General features: G+C 67.5%; 10 protein-coding genes. 4 read left to right on the top strand and 6 right to left on the bottom strand.

Annotated features, from left to right (window positions below):
• Positions 1-54 precede the first annotated feature (54 nt).
• The 3 genes from ABLE92_RS04900 (at position 55) to ABLE92_RS04890 (ending at position 2130) form a co-directional block, all read left to right on the top strand.
• On the top strand, positions 55-639 hold the full coding sequence (locus ABLE92_RS04900) for an amino-acid N-acetyltransferase (protein ID WP_348803540.1): 585 nt from the start codon (positions 55-57) through the stop codon (positions 637-639).
• A 50-nt stretch (positions 640-689) separates the two neighbouring features.
• Complete coding sequence (locus tag ABLE92_RS04895) at positions 690-977, top strand: YciI family protein (RefSeq protein ID WP_348803539.1); 288 nt, start codon at positions 690-692, stop codon at positions 975-977.
• Positions 978-1104: 127 nt separating this feature from the next.
• Positions 1105-2130 carry a DUF3558 domain-containing protein gene (locus tag ABLE92_RS04890; RefSeq protein ID WP_348803538.1) on the top strand — a complete coding sequence of 342 codons (1026 nt, stop codon included), beginning with the start codon at positions 1105-1107 and terminating at the stop codon, positions 2128-2130.
• On the opposite strand, the gene ABLE92_RS04885 is transcribed toward ABLE92_RS04890, so the two are convergent.
• Positions 2115-3158 carry a TerC family protein gene (locus tag ABLE92_RS04885; RefSeq protein WP_348803537.1) on the bottom strand — a complete coding sequence of 348 codons (1044 nt, stop codon included), beginning with the start codon at positions 3156-3158 and terminating at the stop codon, positions 2115-2117. The two genes, ABLE92_RS04890 and ABLE92_RS04885, sit on opposite strands and share 16 nt — an antisense overlap.
• Positions 3159-3412: 254 nt before the next feature.
• On the opposite strand from ABLE92_RS04885, the gene ABLE92_RS04880 reads away from it, so the two are divergent.
• Positions 3413-3841, top strand: coding sequence for an MmcQ/YjbR family DNA-binding protein (locus tag ABLE92_RS04880; RefSeq protein WP_348803536.1), 429 nt, complete (start codon positions 3413-3415; stop codon positions 3839-3841).
• Positions 3842-3848: 7 nt separating this feature from the next.
• On the opposite strand, the gene ABLE92_RS04875 is transcribed toward ABLE92_RS04880, so the two are convergent.
• The 5 genes from ABLE92_RS04875 to thyX all read right to left on the bottom strand — a co-directional run bounded on the left by ABLE92_RS04875 (position 3849) and on the right by thyX (position 11677).
• Complete coding sequence (locus tag ABLE92_RS04875) at positions 3849-6944, bottom strand: DNA translocase FtsK (RefSeq protein WP_348803534.1); 3096 nt, start codon at positions 6942-6944, stop codon at positions 3849-3851.
• Between the two features lie 110 nt (positions 6945-7054).
• A complete protein-coding gene (locus tag ABLE92_RS04870; RefSeq protein WP_348803533.1) occupies positions 7055-7690 on the bottom strand; it encodes a TIGR03085 family metal-binding protein in 636 nt (211 codons plus the stop codon).
• A gap of 86 nt (positions 7691-7776) precedes the next feature.
• On the bottom strand, positions 7777-9888 hold the full coding sequence (locus ABLE92_RS04865) for a ribonuclease J (protein ID WP_348803531.1): 2112 nt from the start codon (positions 9886-9888) through the stop codon (positions 7777-7779).
• Entirely contained in the window at positions 9888-10793 is a 906-nt protein-coding gene (gene dapA, locus ABLE92_RS04860) for a 4-hydroxy-tetrahydrodipicolinate synthase (protein ID WP_348803530.1), read from the bottom strand. Before dapA ends, ABLE92_RS04865 begins: the two co-directional genes overlap by 1 nt.
• A gap of 131 nt (positions 10794-10924) precedes the next feature.
• Positions 10925-11677 (bottom strand): FAD-dependent thymidylate synthase, encoded by a 753-nt coding sequence (thyX, locus tag ABLE92_RS04855; protein ID WP_348803529.1) that lies wholly within the window; start codon positions 11675-11677, stop codon positions 10925-10927.
• Between the last annotated feature and the right edge of the window lie 343 nt (positions 11678-12020).

Below are 12020 nucleotides of genomic sequence, written 5' to 3'. Positions count from 1 at the left end.
AGCGGAACCGAGCCTAGTAGGACGCGCCGACATCCCTCGGGGCAAGATGGCCGCATGCACAGCGAGGACGGGGTGGAGTTCGCCTCATCGAATGACACGCGCCGCACGACCGGCGAGGTGACCATCCGACGTGCCCGTACCTCCGACGTTCCCCGGATCAAGGCCCTCGTCGACCAGTACGCGGGCAAGATCCTGCTGGAGAAGAACCTCGTCACGCTGTACGAGGCGGTGCAGGAGTTCTGGGTGTGCGAACTCGACGACTCGGTCGTCGGCTGCGGCGCATTGCATGTGCTGTGGGCCGATCTCGGTGAGATCCGTACCGTCGCGGTGGACAAGACCTGCGGCGGACGCGGGATCGGCCACCGCCTGGTCGCGCGGCTGCTCGACGTCGCCCGCGAACTGCAGCTGTCGCGGGTGTTCGTGCTGACCTTCGAGACCGAGTTCTTCGGCCGCCACGGGTTTCGCGAGATCGAGGGCACCCCGGTGACGCGCGAGGTCTTCGAGGAGATGTGCCGGTCGTATGACACCGGTGTCGCGGAATTCCTCGACCTCAGTTACGTGAAGCCGAATACGCTGGGCAACACCCGGATGCTGGTCTCGCTCGACGGCACCCCGGACGCACAAACCCCGAACCCCTGACATCCCAACACAATTCACACACGACAATCGAACCCAAGGAGACCTCCACCGTGGCGATCTACGCGGTCCACTACACCTACACCGCAGCGAAGGCGGCGATCCGCGACGAGCATCGGGCACAACACCGGCAGTGGCTGTCCGAGGAGTACGGCGCGGGCAACGTGTTGATCTCCGGCCCCTATCCCGACGGATCCGGCGCGCTGATCATGATCAAGGCCGACGGTGGGATCGACGCCGCCGAGGCCTTCATGGCCAACGATCCGTTCAACGCCCATCAGGCGATCGACGGCGTCCGCATCGTCGAGTGGACCCAGGTCTACGGTCCGTTCGACGCCTGACAGGCGCGATCCCACCCGTTCGAGTTATCCACAGATTGCCGTCGGGCCGCCGACGGCCCGCCCGAAGCGGTGACAATCGACACCCATGTGGATGTGGGGGTCACCGCGCCGGATCTGGGTCGTCGTCGTGGCAGTCGCCATGACCGTGACGCTCGGCGGTTGCGCGGTGGCGATCAGCGGTTCACCGGTGGCCGCCGACGAGCCGGAACTCCCGCTGGACCTTCGGGATCCGGCGGTGACGGCCGACGTCCGGGACTTCGAGGCGCTGGACCCGTGCGCATTCGTCGATGTCGCCGCCGTCGCCGACATCGTCGGCGCGCAACCCTACGATGTCGGCCTCACCAGCGAACTCACCGACTGTGAGTTGCGTTTCGACGAGGCGACCGCGCGGATCTCGGATCTGAGGGTCTCCCCCACGCCGTTTCACCTCCTGGGCTTCGGCACGTTCACGCCGCTGCCGATGGACGGTGTCGAGGAGGCGTCGATCGACGGTGGTCCCGCCCTGTATCGCGGTTCCGACTGCTCGATCTCGGTGAATCACGACCGCGACCTCGGTGTGTTCTTCTTCGCCTCCCATCCGAGCGGCCGCGATCCCATGGGCGTCTGCGACGCACTGACCGAGATCGCCCGCGCGTCGGTACCCCTCGCCCGACACCACCGGTCGCGGGCCGAGTCCCCGTACCCGGTGACGTCACGGTTGATCGGCATCGACGCGTGTGGTGCCGCACGTCTGCTGCGCCCCCGCCATCCGCGGCTCCAGATCCGCGACGGGCAGTGGTGGTCATCGTGCCGGATGGACCTGGAGTCGGTGGACAACCTCGATCACGGCGTCTTCGTCGATGCCATCCTGATGAACGAACCGATGCCGCCGGCTTCCGGTGTCTCGAACATCAGCGACATCACGGTGCGCGGATTCCGCGGCGAACTCCGAGACGACGGCGAGATCGGGTGCAAGGGTTTTGTGTTCGTCGGGATGGATCACAAGGTCGTCCGGCGAACCATCTCCTACGGCGAGCCCCTGTTCGAACCAGGCCGGATCCGGCGGTACGAACGCACGGAGACGCTCGTCGAGGCCTACCAGACCTACAGCAGTTCCTGCGACCTCACCGTCGAGATCCTCGACGCCGCGGCGCGTGCCTACCTGGCGTCGTGATCGCGTCCCGATGACGGTTCCACGCCATCGGTTTCGGGAGAATCGATCTCGGGTACGTCGTTGCGCTTGGAACTGAGCAGGCTGGCGACCGTGGTGATCACGAGTGTGCCCACGATGACCCCCAGCGACAGCGGCGTCGAGATCTCCGGGACCGACACGTGCTCACCGCCGTTGATGAACCCCAAGGTGTTCTCGTGCAGCGCGTGCAGCACCAGCTTCACACCGATGAACGCGAGGATGAACGACAGCCCGAACGACAGGTAGACGAGGCGATCCAGCAGTCCGCCGAGCAGGAAGTACAGCTGCCGCAGACCCATCAACGCAAACGCGTTGGCGGTGAACACCAGGTAGGGCTCCTGGGTGAGGCCGTAGATCGCCGGGATCGAGTCGAGCGCGAAGAGGATGTCGGTGAAGCCGATGACGATGAGCACCATCAGCATCGGGGTGGCCATCCGCTTGCCGGAGATGCGGGTGAACAGCTTGTCGCCGTTGTACTCGTCGCTGGTCCGCAGGTACTTCTTCAGGAAGCGTTCCAGCCGCGACTCGCGGTCTTCCTCGTGCTCGACGGGATCGTCGCTCTCGCGCAGCAGCTTGATCGCGGTGAAGATCAGGAACGCACCGAACAGGTAGAAGACCCAGCTGTAGGCGTTGATGGCGGCCGCACCGACGGCGATGAACACACCACGCAACACCAGGGCCATCACGATGCCGAGCAGCAGGACCTTCTGCTGATACTCCTTGGGTACGGCGAACTTGCTCATGATGATCACGAACACGAACAGGTTGTCCACCGAGAGCGCCTTCTCGGTGACGTAGCCGGCGAAATACTCACCGCCGTACGTCGATCCCCACTTCCACCACACGAACAGGCCGAAGATGACGGCGATGGTGATGTAGACCGCCGACCAGAATCCGGATTCCTTGAGCGACGGGGCGTGCGGTACCCGCACGTGGGCGAAGAAGTCGAAGATGAACAGGCCGGCGATCACCACACACGTGATGATCCAGATGGTTGTGGTTACTTCCATGGGGACGATCTACCTCCAGCGCGCAGCACAGAATTGGTTGCGATGCCAGAGGTCTCTCCCGCCGAGGTGGACGACCGGGTACCCGGGCCGCGGTCGCAGAAATGATCGGCATCTCTGACCTACCGCGACCGTATTGACGGATACGCCGCGTGGGGATACTCCCCTCTTCGATCTGCGGACCACCCTACCCCATGTCCGTTTTGTCGGGCCTCGTCGACGCTCGCGGGCGGCGGCGTGCGGCCTACCATCAAGCCATGCCCCGGCGCCCAGATCGGCCCGCAACCGTGGACGACATCCACCGCCTCGCCCGTGCGATGCCCCACGTGACCGACGCGGGCGGGGCTCCCGAGCGACCCGTCTACCAGGTCGGCGGGAAGAGCTTCGTCTTCTTCCGCACCCCGCGTCCAGACGCCGTCGACGCCGACACCGGTGAACGTTTCGACGATGTCGTCGTCCTCTGGGTGCCGTCGGAGGCCGACAAGCAGGCACTCGTCCAGGACAGTCGGTCACCGTTCTTCACCACGGCGCATTTCGACGGGCACCCCTCGGTGCTGCTTCGCACGTCGCGGATCGGCGAGGTGAGTGAGACCGAGCTGTCGGAGATCATCGCCGACGCGTGGCTGTCGCGAGCGTCGGCACGCCGTGCCCGGACGTGGCTGGCCGAGCACGACCCGTCGGCCTGACCCGCCCCTACCCGGCCGGCGTCCCCTCGCCATCCCCGTCGTCGCCACCACCGGTGATCGAGGCGATCACCCCGGCCAGGTCGTCGGGTTTCACCAGCACCTCGCGGGCCTTCGAGCCCTCGCTGGGACCGACGACGCCACGGGTCTCCATCAGGTCCATCAGGCGACCGGCCTTGGCGAATCCGACGCGCAGCTTGCGCTGCAGCATCGACGTCGACCCGAACTGACTGCTCACCACCAGTTCGATGGCCTGCAGCAGGTCGTCGAGGTCGTTGCCGATGTCGGAGTCGATGTCCTTCTTGTCGCCGGCCTTCGCGGTGGTCACACCCTCGGTGTATTCCGGGTCGGCCTGTTCCTTGGCGTAGTCGACGACGGCACCGATCTCCTCGTCGGTGATGAACGCACCCTGCATGCGGATCGGCTTGTTCGCGCCCATCGGCAGGAACAGTCCGTCGCCCATGCCGATCAGTTTCTCCGCACCCGGCTGATCGAGGATGACGCGGGAGTCGGTCAGCGACGACGTCGCGAACGCCAGCCGCGACGGCACATTCGTCTTGATCAGACCGGTGACCACATCGACCGACGGACGCTGGGTCGCCAGCACCAGGTGGATGCCGGCGGCACGCGCCTTCTGGGTGATCCGCACGATCGCGTCCTCGACGTCGCGGGGGGCGGTCATCATCAGGTCGGCGAGCTCGTCGACGATCGCGATGATGTAGGGATACGGCTTGTACACGCGCTCCGAACCGAGCGGGGTGGTGATCTCACCGGATCGCACCTTCGCGTTGAAGTCGTCGATGTGACGGACCCGCGACGCCTTCATGTCCTGATAGCGCTGTTCCATCTCCTCGACCAGCCACGCCAACGCCGCCGCGGCCTTCTTCGGCTGGGTGATGATGGGGGTGATCAGATGCGGAATGCCTTCGTACGGAGTCAGTTCCACCATCTTGGGGTCGATCAGGATCATCCGTACCTGCTCGGGGGTGGCCCGGGTCAGCAGCGACACCAGCATCGAGTTGACGAAGCTGGACTTACCCGAGCCGGTCGATCCGGCGACCAGCAGATGCGGCATCTTCGCGAGGTTCGCACTGACGAAGTCACCTTCGATGTCCTTGCCAAGGCCGATCACCAGGGGGTGGGTGTCCTTGCGGGTCGCCGGCGCCTCGAGCACGTCGGCCAGCCGCACCATCTCCCGGTCGGAGTTGGGGACCTCGATACCGACGGCGGACTTGCCCGGGATGGGCGCGAGCAGACGCACGTTGTCGGTGGCCACCGCGTAGGCGATGTTGCGTTGCAGCGCGGTGATCTTCTCGACCTTCACACCGGGACCGAGTTCCACCTCGTAGCGGGTGACGGTCGGCCCGCGGGTGTAGCCGGTGACCGCCGCGTCGATCTTGAACTGCTCCAGCACGCCGGAGATCCGGTCGATCATGTCGTCGTTGGATCGGCTGCCCTGCTTGGGCGGGTCCCCTTCGATGAGCAGACTCGTCGGCGGCAGGCGATAGTCCCCCTCGGCGGGGGCGATGGCGAACGCCTCGTCATCGGCGTCATCGGCCGGACGCGGCGTGGGTGCCGGCTCCGGAGCCTTGGCCTTGGCTGCCCTGGCCGCGGCGGAGTCACGCGTGCGCGATGACGCACCCCGCGCCGACGACCGGCTCGGAGCGCGCGGCGCCGCGGGTGGCTCGTCGAGCGGTTCGGTCGGCTCGTCGAACATGTCAGCGCCGAACCCTTCTGCGCCGAACGGATCGGTGACCGCATCACCGAGTGGTTCGGTCGGCGCCGACGCCAACACATCGCCGGCCCGGGCGCCGGGCGCCGGACGCCGTGATCGGCGCGCCGAGCGTCGCGGTGCCTCGTCGACGGCGTCGGGCGGGTAGTTGTCGTACGGGTCGGGCGACCATCCGCCTCTGCGTGCGGTCGACGACGAGTACCGCGCGCCATCGTCGTCGAGGTCGTCATCGTCGGCGTGCGCGTCGGGGTCGCCCTCGGTCTCGTCATCCCAGGGTGCGTCGTCGTCCCAGTCCTCGGCGAGTGGTGCGCTCAGGCCCAGCCAGCGACGCACGCCGTCGGTGACCTCGCGGACGGTGCGACCACTGATGATCAGAACGCCGAAGGCCATGCACAACAACAGGATCGGCACCGACACCCAGGCCGTCACACCGGTGGTGAGGGGCGTGCCGACCGCGAATCCCAGGAATCCTGCGGCGGCCGAGCGACCCGTCAGGTCGGTCGGCGAGCCCGCCACGAGATGGATCAGACCGAGCAACGGCAGCACGATCAACAGTCCGGCGCCGATGTAACGGCCGCGACGCTGCGGGTTCGGTGGTCGACGCATCAGGATGACGGCGGTCACGACGAGCGCGACGGGGACGACGACGGCGAGGAACCCGACGATCGCCCGGATGAACGCGTCGATGAACGCGCCGACCGGGCCGGCCGCGCCGAACCAGACACCGGCGGCGATCAGGACGGCGATCGCGATGATCGCCAGCGCGGTGCCGTCGCGGCGATGGGTGTGCCCCGCTCCCCCACGTTCCGGTGCGTTCGGCGACCGGTCGTCGCCGCCATCGTCGTAATCGCCATCGTCGTAGTCGCCGTAGTCGAGGTCCTGCTCGACGTCCTGGTCGACATCGAAGGCGTCGTCGAAGGCCCGATCAGCACGTCGCCGACCGCCACCGGAACCGGAACCGGCGCGTGCCACGCCACCGACGCCACGTGCCAGCAATGACCAACCCGCGCCGATGCCCTTGCCGACACCCTTGCCGACGGCACCGGCGGCACCCGCTCCCCGGCCCCGGCGGGAGATGTCGGCCGAGGCGGCCGCGCGCGAACGGGACGCGCCCGCGCCGCCGCGGGAGCCCTGACCACCCGACGTACGACCACCCGACGTCCGACCACGCGCCGTCGATGCGGAACCACCCCGCACACGGGAGCCGGTCGAGCGTGACGCGGCCCCCGAGGAACGCTTCGGTGATGACGACCGCACGGTTCCGGCCGATGCCGATCGGGTCGACCCGGATCGGGTCGAGCCGGCGCCGGTCTTGTTCCCCCCGGACGCACGGGATGCGGACGCGCGCGTACCAGTGCTCGCTTTCGAAGCCATGCCGACAGACTAGTCGGCAACCATCACCTCAGTCACACGGGCAACACAGGCAACACGGGCGTGTGTCGAAGTTGTGACCACCGAGCAGGCCGGCGCCCGTCACGGGCACATCAGAACCCGTGCACACCCGCCTTCACGGCCTCGATCGCGGCGGGATCACCGTCGAAGGTCACCGCCACCGGCTTGCGGCCGGTGGCGAACAGGATCAGTTCACCGACCGGTCCGGTCACGGTGACCGCGGGTCCCGACCCGCCGCGCAGTGCGACGGTGCCGTCCGGCAGGCAGAGCGAGACATCGGCGGGCAGGGACCGCACCGACATCTTGCCCATCGTCTTGAGCGGTGTCAGCAGGGCCTTCTCCAGTCCCGGGTCAAGGCGTCGGGGCTGCCAGTCGCTGGTGGGATCGGCCGCGCCGCGCAGCACGTCCTCGTGATGGATGAAGTACTCGGCGAGGTTGGCCCAGCGGTCGACCGGCTTCATCGGCGAGTAGATCGGTGGTCCGGAGGCGATGTCGTCGAGCAACTTCGACCATCCCGCCTCGGCGGCCACCTTGTCCTGCACCTTGGCGGTGTGACCGGCGAGGGCCTTGATCAAGATGCCCGGGGCGGCGTCGAGTCGCCTCTCCCGGACCACCAGGTGCGCGGCGAGGTCGCGGGTCGTCCACCCTTCGCACAGCGTGGGGGCATCCGGACCGACATCACGAAAGGTCTCGACAAGGGCTTGGCGCTCATCCTGTGCGTAGCTCACGACTCCACCCTAGAGCGTGCCGCCACGAAGCGACGGTCCGACCGTTGTGTTCCAACAACCGGTCGGCGGTGAACCGACCGCAGCGATCAGTCGCCGACCGCCAGCACCGTCGGGACGATCATCGGGCGCCGGCGATAGGTGTCGGCGACCCATCGGCCCACGGCACGCCGGATGGCCTGCGCGATGCGATGGGTGTCGGACACACCCTCGGCGGCCAGCGCGTCGAGGGTCTGATCGACCAGATCGGCCGCGGCCTTGAGGGCGTCGGGATCGTCGGAGAATCCGCGTCCGGAGACCTCCGGGGTGCTGACCGCGCGACCGGTGGTGGCGTCGATCGCCACGGTGATCGCGATGAAGCCGCCCTCACCGAGGACGAGTCGCTCCGACAGGGTGGACTCGCCGACGTCGCCGACCGACAGACCGTCGACGTAGACATGACCGACCGGGACACGCCCGACGATCCGTGCCTGCCCGTCGACGAGGTCGACCACCACCCCGTCCTCGGCGAGCATGATGCTGTCGGGGTTGACCCCGGTGGCCTCGGCGAGGGCGGCGTTGGCACGCAGGTGACGCCATTCGCCGTGCACCGGCATCGCGTTGCTCGGCCGGACGGCGTTGTAGAGGTACAGCAGTTCACCCGCCGAGGCGTGACCCGACACGTGCACCTTGGCGCTCTGCTGGGTGATGACGGTCGCGCCAAGTTTCGCCAGGCCGTTGACCACCGCGAACACCGAGTTCTCGTTGCCCGGGATCAGCGAGGATGCCAGCACGACGAGGTCGGCCGAGCGGATGTTGATCTGGCGATGCTCACCGCGGGCCATCCGCGACAACGCGGATAGCGGTTCACCCTGCGAGCCGGTGGAGATGAGGACGACGCGGTGATCGGGCAGGGTGGCCGCGGTGTCCATGTCGATGACGACACCGGCGGGCACCTCGAGGTATCCGAGATCCTGCGCGATCTGCATGTTGCGGACCATCGACCGGCCGACGAAGGTGACCCGGCGATCGTGGGCGCGGGCGACGTCGATGATCTGCTGGATGCGGTGCACGTGACTGGCGAACGAGGCCACGATCACGCGGCCGCGGGCCTTGCCGATTACCTGGTCGAGCACGCCGCCGATCTGACGTTCCGGCGTGACGAAACCGGGGACCTCCGCATTGGTCGAGTCGACGAGGAACAGGTCCACGCCCTCGTCACCGAGACGGCTGAAACCGGCGAGGTCGGTCAGCCGGCCGTCGAGCGGCAACTGATCGAGTTTGATGTCGCCGGTGTGCAGCGCGACGCCGGCCGGGGTGCGGATCGCCACCGCGATGGCGTCCGGAATCGAGTGGTTGACCGCGAAGTACTCACACTCGAAGGGTCCGTGCTGGGTGCGTTCACCCTCACGCACCTGAATCAGCTTGGGACGCAACCGATGCTCGCGGCACTTGGCCTCGACCAACGCCAGCGTGAACTTCGAGCCGATCACCGGGATGTCGCTGCGCAACCGGAGCAGGAACGGCACCGCACCGATGTGATCCTCGTGTCCGTGGGTGAGGATGACGGCCTCGACGTCATCCATCCGGTCCTCGATGTAGCGGAAGTCGGGCAGGATGAGATCGACGCCGGGTTGGGCGTCCTCCGGGAACAGCACCCCGCAGTCGACGATGAGGAGTCGTCCGCCGTATTCGAAGACGGTCATGTTACGGCCGATCTCACCGATCCCGCCGAGCGCGACCACGCGCAGCGCACCCTTCGGCAGGCGGCGCGGAGTGCCGAGCCGATCCACGGGGGCGGCCTGTGACGAACCGGATGCGTTACGCCCCGATCCCTTGTTGCCCGATCCCTTGTTGCCCGGCCCCTTGTTCTCGGATCCCCTGTTCTCGGATCCCCTGTTCTCGGATCCCCTGTTCTCGGATCCCCTGTTCTCGGATCCCCTGTTCTCGGATCCCCTGTTCTCACGCCGCTCGTGTCGTCCGGATCGGCGCGAGCCCTGGTTGCCCCCGCGTGTGGCCGCCGGCTTGTCCGGAACGGTGGTGTCCGGCACCTCGGACACCGCGACCACGGGCGGTTCGGCATTGTCGGCGGCGTGGCGCGATGTGGTCTGCCCGGTCGGATTCTGTTCGGCCGGATTCTGTTCGGCCGGTTGCTGTTCGGGAGCGACCTCGGGCGGGCCGGCCTGGCGGCGGGCGCTGCGGCGACGCGATGGGCGGGTCATCAGCTCAGCAACCCTGCTGCGCGCAGATCGGCGATCAACGCCTCGATCTGCGGACCGTCGGCGGGCACCTGGGGAAGTCGGGGGTCGCCGACTTCGAGGCCCAGAATCCGCAACGACGCCTTCACCATCGTCACCCCGCCCAGGCGTCCCATCGCGTTGACGAGCGGGAGCATCGTGACGTTGATCGCGCGCGCGGCCTGCAGGTCACCCTTCTCCACGGCGATCTGCATGTCGCGCAGGCGATCTGCGACGAGATGTCCGATCACGCTGACGAATCCGCTGGCGCCGATCGCCAGCCACGGGAGGTTCAGCGCGTCTTCGCCGGAGAGGTACTCCAGGTCGGTGGACGCGATGAGTCCGGCGGCCGAATGCAGGTCGCCCTTGGCGTCCTTGACCCCGAGAATCCGGGGGTGCTCGGCGAGCGCCAGCATCGTCTCGTTGGCGATGGGCACCACCGAGCGTGGCGGGATGTCGTAGAGCAGCACCGGCAGGTCGGTGGAGTCGGCGACGGCACGGAAATGTGCGAGCAGCCCGGCCTGCGGCGGTTTCGAGTAGTAGGGCGTGACGACGAGCAGGGCATGGGCACCGGCCTGTGCCGAGGCCCGGGCGAAACGAATGCTCTCGGCGGTGTCATAACTGCCGGCACCCTGAGTGATGCGGGCACGATCACCGACGGCGTCGAGCACCACCCGCAACAGATCCAGCTTCTCGGCGACGGTGGTCGTCGGCGACTCCCCGGTGGTGCCGGAGACCACCAAGCCGTCGCAGCCCTTTCCGACGAGATGGTCGGCCAGTTCGGCAGCCTTGTCCAGATCCAGCGAACCGTCGGGCCGGAAGGGGGTCACCATGGCCACGACGTTGGTCCCGAATGGGTGCGCCTGTGGCTGCGAAGCGGCTGCGTTCATGGTGCTCAAGGCTACCGTGGCGGTCCTCGCCGGAGCGAACGGGTCGCAGGTGAGGCCTGTTCCGGCGTGTCCCCTGCCAGTGCCGTCCGTAGGTGTCGGCTGTTGGCACCTGCGTACGGCACCGGGGTCGCTCAGCCCTCCAGGACGAACGGCGACGTCGCGACCTCGGTGCCGTCGGCCAGTTCGCCGATCTCGAAGTCACCGAAGACGGTCGGTGCGACCTCCATCAGTTGCCGCAGGCATTCGACGGCGAGCTGGCGGATCTCGACGTCGGCATGTTCGGTGGCCCGCATGCCGACGAAGTGCCGCCATGCGCGGTAGTTGCCGGTGACCACGATCTTCGTCTCGGTGGCGTTGGGCAGTACCGACCGAGCGGCCTGACGGGCCTGCTTGCGTCGCAGGATGGCGTTGGGGACGTCGGCGAACTTCGCCTCCAGGGCGGCCAGCAGTTCGGTGTAGGCCTCCCGACTCGCATCGGTGGCCTCGGTGAACAGCCGCTCGAGTTCGTCGTCACCCCGGATGGCCGGGGGCGGCACGACGTTCGAGTCGTGCTCGGGCACGAAGCGCTGCGACAGTTGCGAGTACGAGAAATGCCGGTGCCGGATGAGTTCGTGGGTACACGACCGGGAGATCCCGGTGATGTAGAAGGTCACCGTCGCGTGTTCGAGCAGTGAGAGATGACCGACCTCCAGGATGTGCCGCAGGTATCCGGCGTTGGTGGCGGTCCGCGGATTGGGCTTGTCCCAGCTCTGGTAACAGGCCCGTCCGGCGAACTCGACGAGTGCCTCTCCCCCATCGGCATCAGTGGTCCATGGCACCTCCGCGGGCGGGGTGAAGGCAGTGGCGGCCACCATCTGCACTCGCAACGGCACCATCTCCGACACGTCGACTCCTCATCTGGTCGTCGCGGGCCACGCGGCCGCACGATCCCACCGATTGTCCACCAGCGGCGTCGACGCCGGTGACGTGCCCTCGCCGACGCCGACGATTCACCGCCGGGTCACGGGGGAATGACCGGGGGAATGAACAGGGGAATGAACAGGGGAATGAACAGGGGAATGAACGACCGGGGGATGAACAGTGGGCGACGCCCCGGTGGCGCCTTTCGCCGACCACACGATTTCGGTGTGCCCGAACTCGCGCGGACCGCCGCCGGTGCCGCATGATGTGCCTCGCCCACAATCATCGCGAGCGTCCGGGGAGACATCATCACTGCATCGACCACCG

The organism is Gordonia oleivorans, from assembly GCF_040044975.1.
GTDB lineage: Bacteria > Actinomycetota > Actinomycetes > Mycobacteriales > Mycobacteriaceae > Gordonia > Gordonia oleivorans.
This window is presented reverse-complemented; position numbering and strand designations above follow the sequence as displayed.

What these genes read in the sequence shown, in the direction of transcription:
- dapA (WP_348803530.1), bottom strand. Translation starts at nt 10,793, where the DNA reads ATGAACGCAGCCGCTTCGCAGCCACAGGCGCACCCATTCGGGACCAAC.
- ABLE92_RS04900 (WP_348803540.1), top strand. Translation starts at nt 55, where the DNA reads ATGCACAGCGAGGACGGGGTGGAGTTCGCCTCATCGAATGACACGCGC.
- ABLE92_RS04875 (WP_348803534.1), bottom strand. Translation starts at nt 6,944, where the DNA reads ATGGCTTCGAAAGCGAGCACTGGTACGCGCGCGTCCGCATCCCGTGCG.
- ABLE92_RS04880 (WP_348803536.1), top strand. Translation starts at nt 3,413, where the DNA reads ATGCCCCGGCGCCCAGATCGGCCCGCAACCGTGGACGACATCCACCGC.
- ABLE92_RS04865 (WP_348803531.1), bottom strand. Translation starts at nt 9,888, where the DNA reads ATGACCCGCCCATCGCGTCGCCGCAGCGCCCGCCGCCAGGCCGGCCCG.
- ABLE92_RS04885 (WP_348803537.1), bottom strand. Translation starts at nt 3,158, where the DNA reads ATGGAAGTAACCACAACCATCTGGATCATCACGTGTGTGGTGATCGCC.